The sequence below is a fragment of the Pseudomonas sp. NFACC02 genome (genome assembly GCF_900110765.1).
GTDB lineage: Bacteria > Pseudomonadota > Gammaproteobacteria > Pseudomonadales > Pseudomonadaceae > Aquipseudomonas.
Genome location: NZ_FOEO01000003.1, coordinates 176,595 through 196,066 on the forward strand (window position 1 = coordinate 176,595; position 19,472 = coordinate 196,066).

Sequence of the window (19,472 nt, forward strand, 5' to 3'; positions counted from 1 at the left end):
CGGCACCCCAGTTTCGCGGACTTCTAAAAATAGTTCCACTGCGCGTGCTTCAGGAAGAACGACGGTGCCGTGCCGAGCGGCGGGCAACATGGGTGCCCCGGTCTGGACGTCTCAAGGTCAAGCAATGCCGGAATGAATCGGCAGGGCTGCCCGTGAGTCGCACCGGGCGATGACGCTTTCTGCGACAAGCCAAAAACCCCCGGCAGTCACCTGCCGGGGGAATCCAGTGAAGCACCGATCAGTGCAGTGCGCTGGAGCGACTTTTATCGATGTCTTCCGGTTTGACCTGTCCTTGGGACTGGCCGAACCGTCGCAGCACGAACGTGCTCACCGCAGCCAGTTCCTCGTTGGAGTAGCTGCCGGCAAAGTCGGGCATTCGCTGGTCCACCCGCATCGCCTTCGGTGTGTGGCCTTCCAGCAGGGTGGCGATGAGGTTTTTGCCCGTAGGATCGTTGACGGTCTTCAGGCCCGCCAAACCACCTGCCGGTGATTGCCGTCCGCTGCCATCGAGCTGGTGACAGGCGACGCAGCTGTCATTGAACAGCTTCAGACCGAGACCTTTTTGCAGCGCCGCATCGTTCATGACCATCGATGGCCGTGTGATCCCTTCCGCTTGGGCAGGCGTGCTCTTGAGGTAAACCGCGATGGCCTTGAGGTCTTCCGGGGTCAGATAACGCAGGCTGTGCTCCACCGCGTCGGCCATCGGTCCGCCAGCGCCACCGAAGCCCGGCGCGTAGCCGTTGGAGAGGTAGCTGACAAGGGCGTCTTCCGGCCATGCGCCAATGCCGTGCTGCACATCGGAACTGATGTTGTAGGCCTGCCAGTTCCCCAGCTCGGCGCCCGCCAGCGGCCGTCCCGAGCTCATCGCCTGAAAGAGGTTGCGGGGGGTGTGACACTCGCCGCAGTGGCCCGGCCCCTGAACCAGGTAGGCGCCCCGGTTCCATTCAGCGGTTTGCTTGCTGTCGGGCGTGAAGCGCTCATTGGAAGCAAAGACCGCGTTCCAGAACATCATTCCCCACCGCTGGTTGAACGGAAAGGACACGGTGTTCTCGGGCGGAACTTGCTTCACTGGCTCAAGGCTGAAGAGGTAGCCCTTGATCGCCAGAATGTCATCGCGCGACATCAGGGTGTAGGAGGTGTACGGGAATGCCGGGTAGTAGTGTTTGCCATCCTTGCCGACACCTTTTTGCAAAGCACTGACGAACTCGTCGTCGGTCCAGTTACCGATGCCGGTTTCTTTGTCCGGCGTGATGTTGGGTGAATAGATGCTGCCGAACGGCAACTTGAACTCAAGCCCCCCGGCAAAAGGTTTACCGCCGGGGGTGACATGGCAGGCCATGCAATCGGCCGCCCGTGTCAGGTATTCGCCCTTGCTCAGGGTTGCCGTTTCACTCGCATAAACGCTCAGGGTCAAGCAACCGGCCACAAGCCCGAGTGCATGATGGAAAAATTTCATGGTGCACTCCTTAAACAGTGAAATAGCCCGAGCGGCTCAATGGCAGGCGGCGTTCGCGTACGCCTGTCGCGGCGTAAAGCGCATTGACCAGCGCTGCCGCCGCCGGAACTGCTCCCGTTTCACCTACGCCACCGGGGCTCTCGACGCTGTCGATGATATGCACTTCGACCGGGGGCGCGTCGCTCATGCGGATTTGTCGGTACTGGTGGAAGTTGGTCTGCTGAACCTGGCCGTTCTCAATCAGAATTTCATTGAATAACGCAGCCGACAGGCCGAACAGGGTGCCGCCCTCCATCTGCGAAGCCACGGAGGTCGGGTTGTTGGCAAACCCGCAGTCGATCACCGTCACCAGGCGTTTGATGCGCAGGCCTTTCTCGCCGTGTTTCTCAAGCTCGACCACGGTGGCGACAGCGCTGCCAAACACTGAGGACACCGCCACGCCACGACCAGAGCCGGCAGGCAGGGACGTGTCCCAGCCGGAGATTTGCGCCGCTTTGCGCAACACGGCCTGGGCTCGGGGCTGCGATTGCATCAGGCCAAGTCGATAATCCACAGGGTCGGCTTTGGCATTGTGGGCCAATTCGTCGATAAAGCATTCCACCGCATACGTACTGCGAAGGGGGCCTACGCCGCGCCACCAGGAGACCGGGATGACCTCGGGGTCGTGCCGTATGTAGCGAACCTGCAGATCCTTCAGCGTGTAGATCGGGTCTTTGGCGACTTCGACAGCGTCAAAGTCGACGCCATCGGCGGGCAGAGCACCGAGGTAGGCCGCCACGACCGACGCGCCCGCGATGCGATGTTCCCATCCGACGGGGCGCAGGTCCTTGTCCAGGGCGGCATTCAGGCGATCGACATAGTGCGGGCGATAGCGGTCGTGGGTCATGTCCTCTTCGCGGCTCCAGACCAGTTTGATCGGGTAGCTGAGCTGGCGGGCGATATCCACCGCTTGAAAAATGAAGTCGGACTCCAGGCGCCGGCCAAAGCCCCCGCCGATCAACTGGTTGTGGATCACGACCTTTTCAACGGGCAGTCCGCAGACTTTCGCGGCGCCCATCTGGGCCAGGCCGGGTGCCTGGCAGCCGACCCACAGTTCGCATTCATCGGGTCTGACATGGGCGACGCAGGTCATCGGCTCAAGCGGGGAATGCGAGAGGAAGGGCTGCTCGTAGATCGCTTCAAAACGGCTGGGCGCATTTTTCAGCGCGCTGGCGATGTCGCCTGCCTGGTGCGCAAAAACACCGTCCCCCGCGCTGGCGTCGAACAGGGATTTATCCAGTTGCGCCGAATCGAGACCTGCGTGAGGGCCCATGTCCCATTCGATGTCCAGGGCGTTGAGCGCTTGCTGGCAGGCCCAGAAGTTCGTGGCGGTGACCGCGACGGCGTTGTTCAGGCGCACGATGTCTCGAACGCCGGCGACGGCCTTGGCGGCGGCTTTGTTTTTGAGACCGCGCAGCGTGCCGCCCGAGACAGGGCATGTCCGGGTGGAGGCGATCAGCATGCCGGGCACTTGCAGATCAATCGTGAATTTCGCGCTTCCGTTGACCTTGTGCGGCGTGTCCAGACGCTGCACGGGTTTGCCCAGCAGCGTAAAGGCACTGACGGGCTTGAGGGGAATGTCGGTCGGCAGCGGAAGGGACGCCGCGGCATCGACCAGCTCACCGTAGCCAGCGCTTTGATTATTCGGGCCCAAGACCCGGCCGTTTTCAGCACGGCACTGACTCGGGGCCACTTTCCAGCGCAACGCAGCGGCCTGAATCAGCACCATGCGCGCGCCAGCCCCGGCCTTGCGCAACGGCTCCCAGGTGTAACGCGTCGAGGTTGAACCCCCGGTGGCCTGGAACGTCAGGAGCGGGTCGGTATACAACGCCGCATTCGGCGGCGCTTCGGCGATGGTGACCTGGCTCAGAGGGACTTCGAGCTCTTCGGCCACCATCATGGCGATGCCGGTCTGAACCCCTTGCCCCATTTCAATCTTCGGCGAGATAACAGTGACCGCGCCGGAGTGGTCGATGCGAACGAACGCACCGTAGCCTTTTTCCGCGTTGTCGCCCAGGTTCGCGCCCTTGACGACGTCCGCCGCGAAGCTGCGCGATACCATCGGGGGCAAATAGGCGCTGATGATCAGACCGCTCAAGGCAGCACCGCCTTTGAGCAGGCCACGGCGTGAGAGCAGGGTAGGGGACGTTTGATGGTCGGACATGGTCATTCCCTCATGCCTGGCTGACGCTTTTAATGGCAGCGCGGATACGCGTATACGTCGCGCAACGGCACAGGTTGCCAGACATGGCATCGACGATTTGCTCATCGCTGGCCTTGGGATGTTCGGTCAACAGGGCCACGGCGGACATGATCTGTCCCGACTGGCAGTAACCGCATTGCACCACCTCGTGCTCCAGCCAGGCTTTCTGTACGGCCTGGCCGACCGGCTGTTCGCCTACGCCTTCGATGGTGGTGATCTGTCGACCGGCCACCGCGCTGACGGGCAAGACGCAGGACCGCGTCGCATGGCCGTCCAGATGCACGGTACACACGCCGCATTGGGCGATGCCACAGCCGTATTTGGTTCCGGTCAGTCCCATGACATCTCGCAAGACCCAGAGCAGTGGCATGTCATCGGGGACATCCAGCTGATGCTCTACGCCATTAATCATCAGTTTTTGCATTGCAACCTCTGAGGTTCATCACGGTGGACGCTCATGCCGGAATGCTGATTCCGGCATGGGCTCAAAGCTCGGTTTATTCGACGTCGCCCTGTGTCATCGACCAGGGCGCTCTTTTATGATGGTGCGTGTGGAAACCCGCGACCGAGAGCGTTCGATTGCGGCAACGCGGGCAATGTGAAGGCTACCCTTGCGCCCCCCTTGCCGTCATCCCTATTTGCAAGTTGAATCACCCCACCTGCGGCCTCGATGATCGACCGACAGATAGGCAGCCCCATGCCCATGCCTGTTGCCTTGGTGGTGAAAAAGCTGTCAAACAGTTTCCCCTCAAGCCCGGGTGCAATGCCGGGTCCGCTGTCCAGCACTTCAAGCCGGACTTCGCGGGCATCCAGAAGCGCGCTTCTGACCGTCAGCTCACGCGTCGATGAGTTTGCGCAGGCCATGGCTTGCGCGGCGTTCATCACCAGATTGACGATCACTTGCTGCATCAATACGCGGTCAGCGCGTACCGGCGGTAACGATGTCGCCAGATCCGTCGTCAGCCGCACCGAGTTCTTTCGCAGTTCATGGTCCGTGAACTTAAGCGAATCCTGAATCACTTCGTTCAAGGCCAGATCTCGCTCCTGAGCAGGCCGACGCAGCGCCATGCTGCGAATCCGCGTGATCACGTCGTCGGTGCGCTGAGCTTCGTCAACGATCTGCACCAACGCGTTCTCGACCTCTCGCAGATCAGGCTCCGGGCGTTGCAGCCAGCGTAATCCGGCCTGCGCATAGGTCGAAATCGAGGTCAGTGGCTGATTGATCTCGTGTGTGATGGACGCGCTCAATTCGCCGAGTATAGAAACGCGTGCCACATGCGCCAGTTCTGTCTGCATGATCTCAAGCGCGTGGCGCGCCTCCACCAGCTCGGACAGGTCAATGATGCCGATCAGAATCACGCCGCGAGCAATGTTTTCTTTGGAAAAACAGGCCGTGAACAGGCACTCGAACTCTTTTCCCTCGAGCGTCCTCATGCGCGTGACTTCTATGTTGTCGGGCTGTCCGGCCAGCGATTTCACGACGCAGCGAGCGTAGACCTGGATGCTCTCGTCGGGCCAGTAGCGATCAATGTTCCCCAACATCTCGGTGCGATCGCCGCGGCCAAACAGCCGGACGCTGTGATCGTTCAAGTCGACGACCTGGGTGCTTTGCATGAAGTCGCGAACGACTTCCGGGTGCGCAAGGAAGTGCGCTTCCAGATCGTGAACACCGGCGTCGAGTAATGCCCGGATCTTGGGGCCGACTGCTGTGAAATCGAGCTCCCAGAACGACGCGGCCATGGCCTGGAACAGATTGCGGTAACGGTATTCGCTGGCTTTCAGATGCCGTTCGGTCTCTTTTGCCGAGGAAATGTCATAGCCGGTTTCCAGAACACCGATGGGCTGACCCGACGCGTCCCTGCGCAGGGACCAGCGCGCATTCACTAGACGGCGGATGCCCGTTCCGGTCAGCCGGGAAAGTTCCCCTTCCCAATAGCCGTCAGCCAGCAGCCGGGCATGAACGGCGTCGTAATGTTCTTTTTCATGTCTGCATTGAAGCAGCGTGCGAGCGTGAGCGCCTAACGCTGTGCAGGAGGGCCATCCATATAGCTTGGCGGATGCGCAATTCCAGAAACGGATGTTTCCTTCCATGTCGCGCACGAAAACGGCGTCGTGAAAACGCTCGAAGACCTCGGCCTCGGCGGGTGTGATCGGTGGACTCATTCGGGCGCCCTCGATTGGCTGTCAGGTTGACGGAGGGCCACTTTCTGCAAAGTGGATACAAGGTTAACGCTCAATTACAGGAAACCGGCAATGGCGGTGAGGGTCTGGGGAGCGTTGAGTATTCTGCGGTGCCCGAACCCGTCGGTAATGACCAGCGTTGAGCTCGTCCATGCGCCATGCAGCGCTTGGGACTGTGAGAGGTTCACGATGCGGTCGCCCGCGTCATGAACGATCAGTCCCTGATGACCAAGGCCTGAGGTCAGGGCCTGTAGATCTGCAGAATCAAGCTGGATGCTTGTAAACCCTTCCACCCAGCGTTCGAACGCTTGGGCTTCGTTGGGACCAAGGCCGTGCGCATGGGCGCTGTCGATCACGACCTGCTTCACCGAGGACGGACCGGCAATGTGCACACTTTTTTCCACCGACAAACCATTCGCCAATGCCCATAGAGCAGCCGTAGACCCGCCTGAGTGGCTAATGAGCGCGTGGACGTCGCCCAGCGTCCGGGCAAGCGCCAGAACGGCCTGCCCCGCATGAATCATGCTCGATACCACGCCCCCGGAGTCACCGTGAGCGGGCGCATCGAACAAGACCACAGAGAACCCTTTCCCCACCAAGGGTTCTACAAAACCCATGAGATGAGAACCCCGGCTGCACCAGCCATGCACGAGCAGGACGCAGGGGCCCGTTCCAAAGGTCCAGTAGACGATGTCTTGCGCATCGACACTGAGCCGGGAACGTGCCGCGTTGGCGAGAAACGTCACTTCCTGTGCAGTGGCCGGGACGCGGTCCGGGATGGCGAATGCCCTGCATGCCGCTTCGAGGGCGGGATCCTTCAACACAGGGGGCTGGAACGTTCGCATGGGCTGAGTCCTTGAGGCGTGATACCGCTCAGGCGGTTACTCGGGCTTGGGAAAATCGACTGTGGTGTCGTTGACGCGATTGAACACGTTGGTGAAGGTGATCACGGCGATCGCCAGCCCAATATGAACGATGTCCTCCCCGCTGTAGCCAGCGTCCTGCAGCGTCTGCACCTGGGCGTCGGGTAGTGTGCCGGGGTTGAGCGCCAGATGGCGTACGAACGCCACGAGGGCATCCCGTTTGGCGTTCCCGGTCGCATGGCCCTCACGAATGTGGTGCATGGTCTCGACGTTGAGTCCCACCATTTTGCCGACCATGCTGTGGGCGGCCACGCAGTAGTCACAGCCCGCCAGTTCGCTGATCACCAGCTTGATGGTTTCCTGGTCGGGCTTGCTCAAAGGACCACCGGAGAGCACTTTATCGGCGGCGAGCATCGCCTGGAGCGCGGCAGGGGCCAGGGTCGCGAGGGTGGCGTAAGCGTTGGGGACCTTACCCAACGATTTTTGGATGCCTGCATAGATGTCTGCCGTTGCGCCAGTGGCTTGTCCTGCGGGAACCGAGATGAAACGTGCCATGGTGAATCTCCAGATTTGAAGGTCAGCGGGTTTCAAGGCCGAGTTGCCTTGCGGTGATCCGCGAGCGTCGGCGTCCGGGCGTTCGCCTGGACGCCGCCCTCAGCGATTTGAAGCGTTTAGATGCAACTACCGTTTTGTTCAGTCATGGCGGTTGCTCTTTGTTATTGAAGACTTTAAATACCGCACGATTGAAGCGCAGGGGCGATCTCCCTGTCGGCGTTATCGGTCCACTGTTATTACAGCGATCAACTTGGAGGCTTGACCAAGACTTTGGTGCGCAGTGTGTAAGTTATATAAGCGTTCGGTGCAGCCGGTTCTTTAGTCAGTGTCACGCACACGATGACGGCTGCACAGTTCGTACAGATATGGCGTTAAAGTAGTAAGTCGTAGCGTGGCTTAAGCATTGGGCTTGGCGTAGGATGCAACCGTGATCATCCCCCGATGACCTGCCACCCTGTTCGTTGCGCGCCCCCTCTTGATTTCTGAGCAACAGGGTCATCGTGCATCGCGTTGACTGGAATTGAAACGACATTTACGGTCATGTTTTCGGACATGACGCCGGACGGAGAGAAAATGCACAAGATCGGTTACTTCTTGACGGAAGGATTCCAGGTCATGGCACTGGGCACCCAGTCAGTGTTCGAGTTCGCCAACGTTGTCGCCAAGGAGCAGGTCTATCAGGTCACCAATTATTCGCTGACCGGCGGGGTCGTCACTTCATCGATCGGGGCCTCGATCAATACCGAGCGAGCCTCCTCCGAGTCGCAGGCCGATACGTGGATGGTGTCCGGCATTGTCGATCCTCTTGCCCGGGACAGCACCGTCGAAGAGCTGGATTTCGTGAAATCTGCCGCCCATCGCGCCCAGCGCGTCGGTGGAATGTGCACAGGGGCATTCATGCTTGCGGAGGCCGGATTGCTCGAAGGGCGGCGTGTCACGACGCATTGGGCCTACGCTGGCGTGCTCAAGGAGCGCTTTCCGAACACGCATGTCGAGGCCGACCGGATTTTCATCAATGACGGCAGCATCTGGACGTCAGCCGGGCTTTCAGCGGCCATGGATCTGGCGCTGGGGATGGTCGAGAAGGACCTTGGGCATGAGCTGGCGAATAAGGTCGCTCGCGTTCTGGTCATGTATCACCGCCGATCCGGAGGGCAGTCCCAGCACTCGGAAATGCTCAACATAGCGCCCAGGTCCGACCGGATTCAGACGGCGCTGGCCCATGCCCGGGCCAACCTGGGAGGTGATTTGAGCGCGGATGCCCTGGCCAGGATCGTTCACCTGAGTGAGCGACAATTCAGGCGGATTTTCCTGTCGGAAACCGGTATGTCCCCCGCCAAGGCAGTGGAACAGCTTCGGCTTGAGACCGCCAGAAACATGATTCAACGGGGGCATCACCCGCTGGAAATCGTTGCGAGAGAAACAGGGTTTCGCGACAGGCGCCATTTACGCGAGGTATTTATCCGCAAACTAGGCGTGTCCCCACAGTCGTTGCGACGCGATGCCCGAGAAGGCGACGCGGTTATATAAAACCGTTGAAGTATCGGGAGGAACGGGCGCCTGTTTTTAACGGGCAATACGGTCTTCTCGATACGCGACCTAACCTTTCGTATGAATTGACCCTGACGCCGTGCGGGGCCAGAGTGCGTGACACACGCTTGCAGTCCGCCGTATTAAACCGGCTTCTCTACGTTGTTTATACGATAAGTAAGTTATACGCGACTGACCGCTTAAACCGCGCTTGTGGCCGGCACATCATGATGTGTTGTCATGAACTTCCCACGTTAGGATTGATCTCCATGCAACTGACCAATAACACACTTTTTATTACCGGCGGCGCCTCGGGTATCGGGCGTGGTCTCGCAGAGGCTTTCCATAAACTGGGTAATAAAGTCATTATCGCAGGCCGCCGCAAGGCGTTACTCGACGAGGTCATCGCAGCCAATCCGGGGATGGAAGGCCTCGAACTCGACATCAATGACCGTGACAGCATCGATACAGTCGCCAAGACGCTGATCAGCCGTTACCCGACGCTGAATGTGTTGATCAACAACGCGGGGATCATGCCGTTCGATGACGCCGCCGGCCGCATCGACGACGCGACGATGGTCGGAACGATCACCACCAATTTGATGGGGCCGATCCGCCTGACCTCGGCGCTAATAGAGCACCTGAAATCTCAACCTCGTGCCGTGATCATCAATAACACCTCCGTTCTGGCTTTTGTGCCTCTGGCCGGCAATGCAGTCTATTCGGCGACCAAAGCGGCGCTGCACTCTTATTCGCTTTCTCAACGCTTCATGTTGCGTGACACCTCGGTAACGGTGCAGGAAATCGCGCCGCCATGGGTGAATACCGATCTCATTCACAAGAGCGATGATTCTCGTGCGATGCCGCTTGACGCGTTTATCGAGGAGACCATGCGGGGTCTGGCGACCGAGGTGCCGGAGGTGATCGTTGAGGCCATTCGCCCGTTGCGCGATAACCCGGGTTCGCAGGAGCACGCGTTGATCCATGGGTTCAACCAGTCGGTGGTGGATAACCCGATTCCGGTGGGTTAACCGCAACCCGTCATGAAGCTTGCGAGTAGGCGGCGCTGAACGCGTCCGGTTTGCCGGCGCGTTACCGCTGCCAGTCCAAGGAGGCAGAATGCACACGTCTTCGATGCCCCCTCCAACGGGCACGCCCATCGTCCTTGTGGTGGATGACGACCAAGTGGTGAGTGGCGCGGTCGAGAGTCTGCTCAAATCGGTGGGTTACCACGTAAGGGCGTTTTCCGGCCCGAACGAAATGCTCGCGGACCCTTTGGCCGGTGTGGCGGGCTGCCTCGTACTGGACGTCAGGCTGCAGGGTTACAGCGGATTTGATCTGCAGCAACGACTTCTGGAGTCCGGCAATCGTCTGCCCATCGTGTTCATGACGGGGCATGGGGATATCCCCATGTCAGTGCGTGCGATGAAAGCAGGAGCCGCGAACTTTCTGACCAAGCCGTTCCGGTCCCAGGACTTGATTGATGCCGTGACCGAAGCGGTGGCTGACCATCAGGCGTATCTCGAAAAACAGCGCGCGCTGGATGCTCTGCGCAAGCGATTCGAATGCTTGACCCCAAGGGAGCGGCAAGTCATGGCCGGTGTGGTCAGGGGCTTGATGAACAAGCAGATCGCGGGCGACCTGGCGGTCAGCGAGATCACGGTAAAGCTTCACCGCGCCAACATGATGCGAAAGATGCACGCCAATACGATCGCGGATGTCGTCAGGGCTGGTCATCTGCTGCAAATTTCCTGACGGATCGGTGCGCGGCTGTTGGCGGTTATGCACCCGCTTACGCACCCTCCATTTCATCCGATGCAGAGGTCATTCGAGTGGTCATGTTACCGGGAATCACCCTCACGCGATGCGAGCATTCCACGGGCTCTTGCACAGAGTCCGATGCGGGTGACGGGCCGTCTCTACGGCGCACACGGGAGCGTCTGGCGCCCTGGCGAGTCAAGCGAGCCAAGGCATTAATGATCGATCTCATGGCTCAAGGTTGTTCGATTGAACAGGTGGCGAGTGAATGTGCAATCTCCAGAAGCCATTTCTCTCGGGCGTTCAAGAACGCCACTGGGCTGGCTCCGCACGACTGGCTTCGGCAAGCAAAAATCCTGCGGGCCGAGGCGCTGCTGAAATCAGGGCGGATTCCTATCAGCCGGGTGGCCCAAGAGTGCGGGTTTTCCGACCAGTCTTACTTCACGCGTGTATTCAGACAGATCAAAGGCATGAGCCCCAGGCGCTGGCAATCAGAGAATGGCGCGCTCGCCTGCGCGCAGGCCAGCGGCGAAACGGTTGACGTGGTTTTGCGTGCCGTTCACTCCCCGGACAGGCCACAGGGCTGCTCGACACCGCGTTTCCATTAATCCCCCCTCGGGCCTGCCCGTCATCGCCAGTGCAGGCTGCCCGGTCATACATGGCGTATTTTTCAGCGGAAATGACAGTCGCCGTAGTGGACGTCAAGTACGGGCGAACGCTGCATTAAACCGTCTCGTGGGGCCAGGAAAATAACATGAACGATGCTCCCTGCATCTCTATTGTCGATGACGATAAACCGTGTCGAACGGCCCTTGGCAGTCTGGTGCGTTCTTTTGGCTATAGGCCCTGCCTGTTTGCCTGTGCCGAAGACTTTCTCGCCTCGCCAGACATCGACAACACCCTTTGCCTGATATCGGATGTGCAGATGCCCGGAATGGATGGGCTGGATCTGCAGCGAAAACTGGCTGAAGCCGGGCGTCATATTCCGATTATCTTCATCACGGCCTACCCAAAAGAAACGGTTCGCACGCGGGCCGTGACGGCCGGTGCTGCTGGTTTCCTGGCTAAACCCTATAACGCCCAGGCGATTATTGACTGCATTGAGCACATCGTTTCGAAAGGGTGATGTTGCTGCGTTGCGGTTGTCGACACAGCAGGTTGGGCCGTTCTTTTAAGCACCGTTCAAGCACCGTTTATTTCGCGCTCGGGTGAGCCTGTCAGCCGGAGGGTTTCTGCTGCACCAGTCCCGTGTCCTGCGCGATGCTCATAAAAAAGCCCTGGGACCCAAGGCCCCAGGGCTTGAAGACACGTTCCGGTTTTAAACCTTCAATTCGTCGATCACGCTTAGCACGGCCTTATGCGCCAGACCGACGATCTCATCGATTTCGCTCTGAGTGGTCACCAGTGGCGGCGCAAAACCCAGAATGTCGCCGTGAGGCATGGCGCGGGCGATCAGGTTCAGATCGCGAGCGGCCTTGGAGACACGGGCGCCGACCTTCAGGGCCGGATCGAAGCGGGTTTTGGTCGCTGGATCGGCGACGAATTCGATCGCCGCCATCAGGCCGACACCCCGGACCTCACCGACGATGGGCAGGCCGGCAAACGTCTCTTTCAGGCTCTGCTGGAAGTAGCTGCCAACCCGCTGCGCATTGCCCGGAATGTCTTCGCGCTCGACGATGTCCAGCACGGCATTCGCCGCCGCAACGCCTATCGGGTGGCCCGAATAGGTATAGCCATGGGAGAACGCGCCGACACGATCCGCGCCGTCTTCCAGCACCTTGTACACCTTTTCTCCAACGATGGCGGCGGACAGCGGCACGTACGCCGAGGTCAGCCCTTTAGCGACGGTAATGAGGTCCGGCTCGATGCCGTACTTGTCACAGCCGAACAGGGCGCCGGTGCGACCAAAGCCGGTGATGACTTCGTCCGCGATCAGCAGGATGTCGTACTTTTTCAGGATCGGTTGAATCGCTGCCCAGTACCCGGCTGGCGGTGGCGTGATACCCCCTGTGCCAAGAACAGGCTCAGCGATGAATGCGCCGATGGTGTCCGGGTCTTCGCGCAGGATCAGGGCTTCGAGTTCTTCGGCCCGACGGGCAGAGAACTGCTCTTCGCTTTCGCCCGGTTCCGCGCCCCAGTAATGGTGCGGCACGCCCGTCTGGAGAATGCCCGAAACCGGCAGGTCCATGTGGTCGTGATAGAAGCTCATACCGGTCATGGAGCCGGCGATCACCGAGCAACCGTGGTATCCGCGCTCGCGGCTGATGATTTTCTTCTTCTTTGGCAGGCCACGCAGGTTGTTGTAATACCAGACCAGCTTGGCCTGGGTTTCGTTGGCGTCCGAACCCGACATGCCATAGAACACCTTGCTCATCTTGCCCGGCGCCATGCGCACCAGACGATCTGACAACCGTGCGAGGTCTTCCGTGGTGTGCGCGGCGTAGGAGTGGTAGTACGCCAGTTTGTGCGCCTGGCGGGAAATCGCATCGGCGACTTCGGTGCGGCCGTAGCCGACGTTCATGCAGTACAGCCCGGCAAAGCCGTCGATGTACTCCCGGCCGGTGGCATCCGTGATGCGGATGCCTTTGCCGGTTTCGATGATGGTCGGGTCCCCGGCCTTGCCGCTGGCGAAATCCTTGAGCTGGGTGAACGGATGCAGTACGGACGCACGGTCGAGTGCGCTGATGTGGTCCTGAGTGTGTTTATCCATGATGAATGCTCCAGGCGGGGTTAGAGGCTGCCAACGCAGACGTATTTGAGTTCCATGTATTCCGCCAGGCCGTGGCGTGAACCTTCCCGTCCCAGGCCTGATTGTTTCCAGCCGCCAAACGGTATCGGCGGCCCTGTGAAGCGGGCGGTATTGACTGCGACCATGCCGAATTCCAGTCGGTCCGAAACGCGGGCTGCGCGGCGGGCGTCGTTGGTGTACACGTAGGCGGCCAGACCGTATTCGCTGTTGTTGGCGCGGCGCAGGACTTCCTCTTCGCTGTCGAAGGGCAGAAGGGCGGCGACCGGGCCGAAGGTTTCCTCGACCGCAATGTCCATGTCGTCTGTCACGTCCGCCAGAACGGTCGGGGTAACGAATGAACGGCCAAGGGCGCTATTCAAGCCGCCAGCGGTCAACCGTGCGCCAAGCGCCAGGGCGTTGCCAATCTGGTCACGGCATTTGTTGGCCACCGAGACGCGCGTCATTGGCCCGATGTCCACGCGATCTTCCAGGCCGTGTCCAACCTTCAGTTGGCGGGTCGCCGCGCTGAAGGCCGCCACGAAGGGCTCATACAGCGCACGTTGGATATAGATGCGATTGGCCGCCAGGCAATCCTGCCCGGAGGTGGCGAATTTCGCCCCCATGCAACCAACAATGGCTTCGTCCAGCGAAGCGTCGTCGAACACGATGAAGGGCGCATGCCCGCCCAATTCAAGCGAAACCTTTTTAAGCGTCTGTGCCGATTGTTGCAGCAGCAGTCGACCGATACCTGTGGACCCGGTGAAGCTGAATGCCCGCACTTCCGGGCGTTCCATCAGCCGTGCACTGAGCGTCGGCGCATCCCCGGTCACCACCTGGAAAACCCCTGGCGGCAGGCCCGCGTCCTCGGCCAGTCTGGCCAATGCCAGCGCTGAAAGAGGCGTTTCCGGTGCAGGCTTGATGATCATGCTGCACCCGGCGGCGAGGGCAGCGGCGGCCTTGCGGGTGATCATGGCGTGCGGGAAATTCCAGGGCGTGATCGCCGCGGTGACGCCGATCGGCTGCATCCGGGTACTGAGCTGGCTGCCCGGCAAATGACTGGGGATCGACTCGCCGTAGCTGCGCTCGCCCTCGGCGGCGAACCAGTCCAGAAAGCCTGCCCCGTATTCGATTTCCCCCAACGACTCGGCGAGCGGCTTGCCTTGCTCGACGGTCATCAGGATGGCCAGGTCATGGGCATGTTCCCGGCACAGGGCTGCCCAGCGTCGCAGCAGCGCACCTCGCTGCGCAGGGCGCAATTCCCGCCAGGTCAGGAACGCTTCGCTGGCGGCATCGATGGCGGTGTCCAGCCACTGGACAGTGCAATGGGCCACGTGAGCGATCACAGCGCCGGTGGCCGGGTCGGTCACCGGCAGACGTGACTCGCCCTCGACCCACGCTCCATTGATGTAGGCCCGTGTCTCCAACAGATCCGGGTGGCGCAGTTGCTCAAGGGCGAGGGGGGCAAGGTGGTTCATGGGCGGAGTCTCATCGTCGATGACGGGTTGATGACTCATTTTACGGAACGGCCAGGACGCAAGGCTGCGTAACGATGCTCACTGGCGCAGCATTGCTGCGAATATCCGAAATCAACGCAGTTTTACTGCGTATTCGCCACTGAAACCGCTTTCAACGGTGTGATTTGATCGGCAAGACTTATTTGATTTCGACGGCGCCCGGGATCGGGATGCTGAAACCCGCCTTTACCCGGTCCATGACCACCATGGTCTTGAAACCTTTGATGTTCGGGTTGTTGTAGAAGAACTGCCGCGTGAATTGCTCGTACTCTTCCATGTTGCGCGTGGTCACCACCAACACGAAGTCAGCATCACCGGTGACGTAATAGCCGCTCATGATTTCCGGGGTCGAACGGATCGAGTGTTTGAACGTGTCGATGATGTCGGCCCGCTCGCGCTCCAGCGACACCATCACCAGCATCATCACATCACGCCCGACGGCCTTGGGCGACACCACGGCAATGTCGGCCTCGATGATCCCTGAGCTGCGAAGCCGCTTGAGACGGCGCTGAATCCCGGTGCTCGACAGGCCGACCAGCTCGCCGAGCTCCTCGCTGGACACACGGTTGTTGCGTTGCAATTCGGCCAGCAGCCTTGCGTCGATTCTGTCCAGTTCCACGGTCACGGTCCTCTGAGGCGGCTTGGGTTCGCCGTAGGGTAGCCGATGGTCCTGAACGAGCAGAAGGGCATTGTGAATGACATCTGGTTATGCAAGACGATGGGCACGATGGGTCCAGGACTGGATTCGCGGTTAGCGCAGGATCACGGCCTTTATCGGTTGTGACGCAGTATCGAGAAGTTCAGGGCGGCGGCCACGCATAACCACACCAGGTAGGGGAACAGGATCAGTCCGGTAATGACGTCCAGTTGCATTGCCATGACAACCATTGCCGCGACCACGACCCAAAGCACGGCCAGTATCACCATGGCGGCGAAGATTCGGTTTGCGCCGAAAAATACCGGTGTCCACAAGGTGTTGAGCGCAATCTGAGCGGCCCAAAGGGCAAGCACGGTTTCACTGCCGGGAAGCTGAGTCAGCCGGTAACCCGCCCAGGCGAGCAACAGATAGATCGTCGTCCACGCAACGGGAAACAGCCAGTCGGGCGGCGTAAAGGCAGGTTTCTGAAGCGATGCATACCATGCGCCCGGTTTGAAGATGATGCCGGTGGTGGCAGCGGCGCAGCAGGCTATCAGGAAGATATAAAAGGTCATCTGTTGTCCTTGGCTGAAGCAATCTGGGGCAGAGGCCGACGGGCCATCTGAGGTTTGGACGCTAGTAGCGGCAAAAAGTCCGTCCCATCGTTCAAGCGTCGCGTGAATCTTGCGCGCGGTACCAGTCAGCATAGGGGGTGTTCGCGACCTTGTAGCGGTTGAAGTCCGGGGCGCCGTCCTCCCACCAGACCGGCCCACGCTCACCCAGGGCGACCTTCGCCGCCTGAACAGCGGCACGCGCGGCCTTCATCTCACTGGGATCATCCGAAGCGTTTGCGGCCTTCACCGCTCTGCGCGCGTCCATGAGCGCGTTCACCAGACGTTGCCGTTCGCTTGCCTCAATAGAGGGATTCGAGCATCGCCACAGCCGTCCCTTGACGACGAAGTATCGTCCATCCGGCGTATTGATATTCATGCGCGCTCCTTCATGGCCTGGAACCGTTTTGACCCCATCACCGGCCGATCAGCTCATCCGGATGAATGAACTGTGGCGTCATGCTGTGGCCTCACCCTGACAGATCACTCAGGAGATGGCCTTATGAACAACGATCAGTTCAATCAGTACGACGCTGAACAGTTTCACCAGCGAGTGGCAGAGGACCTGGGCATTACGCACGAGGAGTTGCGAACCTGGATGATCAACGATGTCGAGCGGGTCACCGAGGGCGGAAAAGAGGTAGGGCATCTGGTGGTGTTTCGGGAGTCCACTCCGGCTGATGTGCTCGACCGGGTGAACAACAAACAAAGTCAGTTCACGGCAATGACCCGGCTGATCGGCTGACAGAAAGCCATGCGGTGGCCTTGCGTCTAATGAGGCGTCACCGCACAGTGAGTCATCCGATTCCAGGGAGACGTCAGGGTGCTTTTTGTAGTGTTGCTGGGTGGTAAGCACCCCAAGGCGAAAATCGAAGTTCACGACATTGCGATCGTTGCAGGGGACAGCCTGGATGCCACGTATGCGCAGTTGCGTGACGGTTGGTTTGGTACCCAGTCCGGCTTGCACATCGATGCGTGGATGGCGGTGGAGGGCGTGGAGGGATGGAAGGTGGAGCTGAGCCCGCTCGCGCCTCGTCCCGGCTCACCGCGCTTGTATTTGATCAACCTGGGCGGCTATGACGCGCGCGGCTTTGGCGAGGCCCATCACTACCTGCTTGTGGTCGCTCGCAGCAAGCAAGAAGCGAAGGCCAGGGGTAAGCGGCACGGGCTGGCGCATTGGGGACAGCCTCATACGGATGCAGTCATGGACGTGGATGATTGTTTGCCGATCGACAGAGTGGAGGGCCGTTATGTTCACCTGATCGAAGGCGAGCACAATGGGGTTAATCAGCAAAACGCTTACATCGTTCTCCCCGCGATGTCCCGTTTGCCTATCTGACCGGACGAAGTTCGGGACGAGACTCGAGGCCTCCACCGGTGCACGCCGTTTAATCCACGCGTTTGAAACGTGTCAAAATTTCTCGTCACTCAAACGAATGGTCAGCTTAATCTTCTGTTTTAAAAAGGGAATTTTTTCTGTGTCGGACAATCTTTGGCTTATCGAAACAGATGCCAAGGAGAAAAAACATGGCCCAGGAAAAGCATTACCGCATCGATTACCTGCTGAACGGGAATTACAAAACCTTCTATATCCGCGCGGCCCGTATGGACAACGCCGAAGCCTGGCACTGGGCAACCGTCGATGCCGGTATCGGGCAGTTGCCCAAATACAGAACCGATCCCATTAATAAACTCAGCAAGCCTCAGGCCGAGAAGCACGGGATCACCGATGTCGAATGGCGCAGCGCGTGAGGCTCCTGACACCGTGCTCGCCAAGCCATCACGTTGCCGTGCGCAGTTCCTGTTCTGTCTCTGGCCGGCACGGTTATCTGCAACACCCGCTTGAGCAGATTCGTGCAGGACGCCCGATTCCATATTTTTCGTTCATATGTAAGCTATTGAATACATTAGATAAAACGTAAGTACGAAATTGGCATGTGCCCTGCAACGTTCATGGGGACTGAGGAGAATCGGCACCTAGACCGATTCGAATACCGTGATAAAGAGGACTAACCATGAACGCCATCGAACTGCTGAAAGCTGACCATGAACGCGTCAAGGCGATACTGACTCAACTGAGTGAATCCACCGAGCGTGGTGTGAAGAAAAGGACGGACCTGCTTCAAAAGCTGGAGATGGAAATCACCATTCACACCAAGCTAGAGGAAGAAATTCTCTACCCTGCGTTCAAGGAAGCTGGTGGCAAAGAACAGGACGTGATGTATTACGAGGCGAAGGAAGAGCATCGCACCGTAGATTCCCTGGTGTTGCCGGACCTGAAGGCCACTGATCCCGCAACACCCGAGTTCTCGGGTCGCGTCAAAGTCGTGAAGGAACTGCTTGAGCACCACATCGAGGAAGAAGAATCCGAGATGTTCCCACAAGCGAACAAATTGCTCGGCAAAGCCAAACTGGACGAACTGGGCGCGCAAATGGAAGCCATGAAAGCCAGCTACAAGAAGTCGATGGCACCGAATATCGCCGCGTAAGTTTGATCTGTCAGGCGTCAGGCCCGGCTCAATGCCGGGCTTTTTCATGAATGCTGTTTACCCGCCTGTGCCGTAGCCGTTTCCCACGCCCGTTGACCGGCCGCAGGCACTATTCATCCTGACGCCGAGTGTAGTGCAGCAGGCGATCGGTTTCGGTTTTGACCACCGAGTAGCACTCACAGCTCAACCGTTCCAGGCGCGGGCGGTCCAGGACGGTGATCTGGCCACGGCTGTATTCGATAACGCCCTGGCGCTGAAGCTTGCCTGCGGCTTCGGTCACGCCTTCCCGGCGTACGCCGAGCATGTTGGCGATCAGTTCCTGGGTCATGTTCAGGCGATTACCGTGCAGGCGATCCAGCGACAGCAGCAGCCAGCGGCACAGTTGCTGGTCGATGGTGTGATGACGGTTGCACAGGGCGGTCTGCGACATCTGTGTGATCAGCGCCTGGGTGTAGCGCAGCATCAGCAGGAGCAGATCGCCGTGGCGGTTGAATTCCTTTTTCAGTTTCTGCCCGGGAAGCCGGAAGGCGACGCCGGCGCTTTGCACCACGGCCCGACTGGATGTGCTTTCGCCGCCCATGAACAGCGCAATGCCGATCAATCCTTCGTTTCCCACCACGGCGATTTCGGCGGATGCGCCGTTTTCCGTGACATGCAGAAGGGACACGATGGCGTCTGTCGGGAAGTAGACATGGCGCAGGGTGTCCCCCGGTTCGTACAACACCTCACCCAGCGTCAGCATCACCTGCTCCAGATGGGGTGCCAGCCGTTTGAGGTCGTCGGCCGGGAGCGCCGCAAGCAAGTGATTGTGGCCGGGCTGGGGAAGCGCATGCATGTCGAAACACCGTAGGCAAGGAGGAGGCGTGCCGGGTCAGGGTACTCTCCTGCACGCCTTGACAGGTGATCGT

Annotated in this window: 21 protein-coding genes; 9 read left to right on the forward strand and 12 right to left on the reverse strand. The window is 59.6% G+C overall.

The genetic code is table 11. The features are described 5' to 3' along the window. Positions 1-238: 238 nt before the first annotated feature. The 6 genes from BMY73_RS04555 to BMY73_RS04580 form a co-directional block, all read right to left on the reverse strand. Positions 239-1,456, reverse strand: coding sequence for a cytochrome c (locus tag BMY73_RS04555; RefSeq protein WP_092405327.1), 1,218 nt, complete (start codon positions 1,454-1,456; stop codon positions 239-241). Between the two features lie 10 nt (positions 1,457-1,466). Then, entirely contained in the window at positions 1,467-3,659 is a 2,193-nt protein-coding gene (locus BMY73_RS04560; protein WP_092405493.1) for a xanthine dehydrogenase family protein molybdopterin-binding subunit, read from the reverse strand. Between the two features lie 10 nt (positions 3,660-3,669). Beyond that, a complete protein-coding gene (locus tag BMY73_RS04565) occupies positions 3,670-4,122 on the reverse strand; it encodes a (2Fe-2S)-binding protein (protein WP_062382224.1) in 453 nt (150 codons plus the stop codon). 113 nt (positions 4,123-4,235) lie between these two features. Beyond that, on the reverse strand, positions 4,236-5,861 hold the full coding sequence (locus tag BMY73_RS04570; RefSeq protein WP_092405329.1) for a PAS domain-containing sensor histidine kinase: 1,626 nt from the start codon (positions 5,859-5,861) through the stop codon (positions 4,236-4,238). Positions 5,862-5,935: 74 nt separating this feature from the next. Further along, on the reverse strand, positions 5,936-6,724 hold the full coding sequence (locus BMY73_RS04575) for an alpha/beta fold hydrolase (RefSeq protein WP_092405331.1): 789 nt from the start codon (positions 6,722-6,724) through the stop codon (positions 5,936-5,938). Between the two features lie 36 nt (positions 6,725-6,760). Continuing rightward, the gene (locus BMY73_RS04580; RefSeq protein ID WP_092405333.1) at positions 6,761-7,297 is read right to left on the reverse strand and encodes a carboxymuconolactone decarboxylase family protein; all 537 of its coding nucleotides are present in this window, start codon (positions 7,295-7,297) and stop codon (positions 6,761-6,763) included. Between the two features lie 573 nt (positions 7,298-7,870). Here BMY73_RS04580 and BMY73_RS04585 point away from each other — a divergent pair. From BMY73_RS04585 to BMY73_RS04605, 5 genes are all read left to right on the forward strand, one after another. Continuing rightward, complete coding sequence (locus BMY73_RS04585; protein WP_092405495.1) at positions 7,871-8,827, forward strand: GlxA family transcriptional regulator; 957 nt, start codon at positions 7,871-7,873, stop codon at positions 8,825-8,827. A 269-nt stretch (positions 8,828-9,096) separates the two neighbouring features. After that, entirely contained in the window at positions 9,097-9,858 is a 762-nt protein-coding gene (locus BMY73_RS04590) for an SDR family oxidoreductase (protein ID WP_092405335.1), read from the forward strand. A gap of 88 nt (positions 9,859-9,946) precedes the next feature. Then, positions 9,947-10,582 carry a response regulator transcription factor gene (locus BMY73_RS04595; protein WP_175500128.1) on the forward strand — a complete coding sequence of 212 codons (636 nt, stop codon included), beginning with the start codon at positions 9,947-9,949 and terminating at the stop codon, positions 10,580-10,582. A 221-nt stretch (positions 10,583-10,803) separates the two neighbouring features. Continuing rightward, entirely contained in the window at positions 10,804-11,193 is a 390-nt protein-coding gene (locus BMY73_RS04600) for a helix-turn-helix transcriptional regulator (protein WP_175500129.1), read from the forward strand. 146 nt (positions 11,194-11,339) lie between these two features. Next, positions 11,340-11,711 (forward strand): response regulator transcription factor, encoded by a 372-nt coding sequence (locus BMY73_RS04605; RefSeq protein WP_092405339.1) that lies wholly within the window; start codon positions 11,340-11,342, stop codon positions 11,709-11,711. 192 nt (positions 11,712-11,903) lie between these two features. On the opposite strand, the gene BMY73_RS04610 is transcribed toward BMY73_RS04605, so the two are convergent. The 5 genes from BMY73_RS04610 to BMY73_RS04630 form a co-directional block, all read right to left on the reverse strand. After that, positions 11,904-13,295: an aspartate aminotransferase family protein gene (locus BMY73_RS04610; protein WP_062382230.1), complete on the reverse strand. Its 1,392-nt coding sequence runs from the start codon at positions 13,293-13,295 to the stop codon at positions 11,904-11,906. A 20-nt stretch (positions 13,296-13,315) separates the two neighbouring features. Then, positions 13,316-14,788, reverse strand: coding sequence for an NAD-dependent succinate-semialdehyde dehydrogenase (locus tag BMY73_RS04615; protein ID WP_092405341.1), 1,473 nt, complete (start codon positions 14,786-14,788; stop codon positions 13,316-13,318). 178 nt (positions 14,789-14,966) lie between these two features. Then, the gene (locus BMY73_RS04620) at positions 14,967-15,446 is read right to left on the reverse strand and encodes an Lrp/AsnC family transcriptional regulator (protein WP_062382232.1); all 480 of its coding nucleotides are present in this window, start codon (positions 15,444-15,446) and stop codon (positions 14,967-14,969) included. 152 nt (positions 15,447-15,598) lie between these two features. Further along, a complete protein-coding gene (locus BMY73_RS04625) occupies positions 15,599-16,039 on the reverse strand; it encodes a tryptophan-rich sensory protein TspO (protein ID WP_062382233.1) in 441 nt (146 codons plus the stop codon). A 91-nt stretch (positions 16,040-16,130) separates the two neighbouring features. Continuing rightward, on the reverse strand, positions 16,131-16,454 hold the full coding sequence (locus BMY73_RS04630; RefSeq protein WP_092405343.1) for a hypothetical protein: 324 nt from the start codon (positions 16,452-16,454) through the stop codon (positions 16,131-16,133). 123 nt (positions 16,455-16,577) lie between these two features. Between BMY73_RS04630 and BMY73_RS04635 the strand changes: the two genes are divergently transcribed. From BMY73_RS04635 to BMY73_RS04650, 4 genes are all read left to right on the forward strand, one after another. Continuing rightward, on the forward strand, positions 16,578-16,820 hold the full coding sequence (locus tag BMY73_RS04635) for a hypothetical protein (protein ID WP_092405345.1): 243 nt from the start codon (positions 16,578-16,580) through the stop codon (positions 16,818-16,820). Between the two features lie 78 nt (positions 16,821-16,898). Next, positions 16,899-17,414, forward strand: coding sequence for a DUF1543 domain-containing protein (locus BMY73_RS04640; RefSeq protein WP_092405347.1), 516 nt, complete (start codon positions 16,899-16,901; stop codon positions 17,412-17,414). Positions 17,415-17,602: 188 nt separating this feature from the next. Next, the gene (locus BMY73_RS04645) at positions 17,603-17,827 is read left to right on the forward strand and encodes a DUF6555 family protein (RefSeq protein WP_062382237.1); all 225 of its coding nucleotides are present in this window, start codon (positions 17,603-17,605) and stop codon (positions 17,825-17,827) included. A gap of 263 nt (positions 17,828-18,090) precedes the next feature. Beyond that, the gene (locus BMY73_RS04650; protein ID WP_092405349.1) at positions 18,091-18,564 is read left to right on the forward strand and encodes a hemerythrin domain-containing protein; all 474 of its coding nucleotides are present in this window, start codon (positions 18,091-18,093) and stop codon (positions 18,562-18,564) included. Positions 18,565-18,673: 109 nt separating this feature from the next. Here the strand turns inward: BMY73_RS04650 and BMY73_RS04655 are convergent, their stop codons facing one another. Further along, a complete protein-coding gene (locus BMY73_RS04655; RefSeq protein WP_062382239.1) occupies positions 18,674-19,399 on the reverse strand; it encodes a Crp/Fnr family transcriptional regulator in 726 nt (241 codons plus the stop codon). Positions 19,400-19,472 lie beyond the last annotated feature (73 nt).

What these genes read in the sequence shown, in the direction of transcription:
- BMY73_RS04555 (WP_092405327.1), bottom strand. Translation starts at nt 1,456, where the DNA reads ATGAAATTTTTCCATCATGCACTCGGGCTTGTGGCCGGTTGCTTGACC.
- BMY73_RS04560 (WP_092405493.1), bottom strand. Translation starts at nt 3,659, where the DNA reads ATGTCCGACCATCAAACGTCCCCTACCCTGCTCTCACGCCGTGGCCTG.
- BMY73_RS04565 (WP_062382224.1), bottom strand. Translation starts at nt 4,122, where the DNA reads ATGCAAAAACTGATGATTAATGGCGTAGAGCATCAGCTGGATGTCCCC.
- BMY73_RS04570 (WP_092405329.1), bottom strand. Translation starts at nt 5,861, where the DNA reads ATGAGTCCACCGATCACACCCGCCGAGGCCGAGGTCTTCGAGCGTTTT.
- BMY73_RS04575 (WP_092405331.1), bottom strand. Translation starts at nt 6,724, where the DNA reads ATGCGAACGTTCCAGCCCCCTGTGTTGAAGGATCCCGCCCTCGAAGCG.
- BMY73_RS04580 (WP_092405333.1), bottom strand. Translation starts at nt 7,297, where the DNA reads ATGGCACGTTTCATCTCGGTTCCCGCAGGACAAGCCACTGGCGCAACG.
- BMY73_RS04585 (WP_092405495.1), top strand. Translation starts at nt 7,871, where the DNA reads ATGCACAAGATCGGTTACTTCTTGACGGAAGGATTCCAGGTCATGGCA.
- BMY73_RS04590 (WP_092405335.1), top strand. Translation starts at nt 9,097, where the DNA reads ATGCAACTGACCAATAACACACTTTTTATTACCGGCGGCGCCTCGGGT.
- BMY73_RS04595 (WP_175500128.1), top strand. Translation starts at nt 9,947, where the DNA reads ATGCACACGTCTTCGATGCCCCCTCCAACGGGCACGCCCATCGTCCTT.
- BMY73_RS04600 (WP_175500129.1), top strand. Translation starts at nt 10,804, where the DNA reads ATGATCGATCTCATGGCTCAAGGTTGTTCGATTGAACAGGTGGCGAGT.
- BMY73_RS04605 (WP_092405339.1), top strand. Translation starts at nt 11,340, where the DNA reads ATGAACGATGCTCCCTGCATCTCTATTGTCGATGACGATAAACCGTGT.
- BMY73_RS04610 (WP_062382230.1), bottom strand. Translation starts at nt 13,295, where the DNA reads ATGGATAAACACACTCAGGACCACATCAGCGCACTCGACCGTGCGTCC.
- BMY73_RS04615 (WP_092405341.1), bottom strand. Translation starts at nt 14,788, where the DNA reads ATGAACCACCTTGCCCCCCTCGCCCTTGAGCAACTGCGCCACCCGGAT.
- BMY73_RS04625 (WP_062382233.1), bottom strand. Translation starts at nt 16,039, where the DNA reads ATGACCTTTTATATCTTCCTGATAGCCTGCTGCGCCGCTGCCACCACC.
- BMY73_RS04630 (WP_092405343.1), bottom strand. Translation starts at nt 16,454, where the DNA reads ATGAATATCAATACGCCGGATGGACGATACTTCGTCGTCAAGGGACGG.
- BMY73_RS04635 (WP_092405345.1), top strand. Translation starts at nt 16,578, where the DNA reads ATGAACAACGATCAGTTCAATCAGTACGACGCTGAACAGTTTCACCAG.
- BMY73_RS04645 (WP_062382237.1), top strand. Translation starts at nt 17,603, where the DNA reads ATGGCCCAGGAAAAGCATTACCGCATCGATTACCTGCTGAACGGGAAT.
- BMY73_RS04650 (WP_092405349.1), top strand. Translation starts at nt 18,091, where the DNA reads ATGAACGCCATCGAACTGCTGAAAGCTGACCATGAACGCGTCAAGGCG.
- BMY73_RS04655 (WP_062382239.1), bottom strand. Translation starts at nt 19,399, where the DNA reads ATGCATGCGCTTCCCCAGCCCGGCCACAATCACTTGCTTGCGGCGCTC.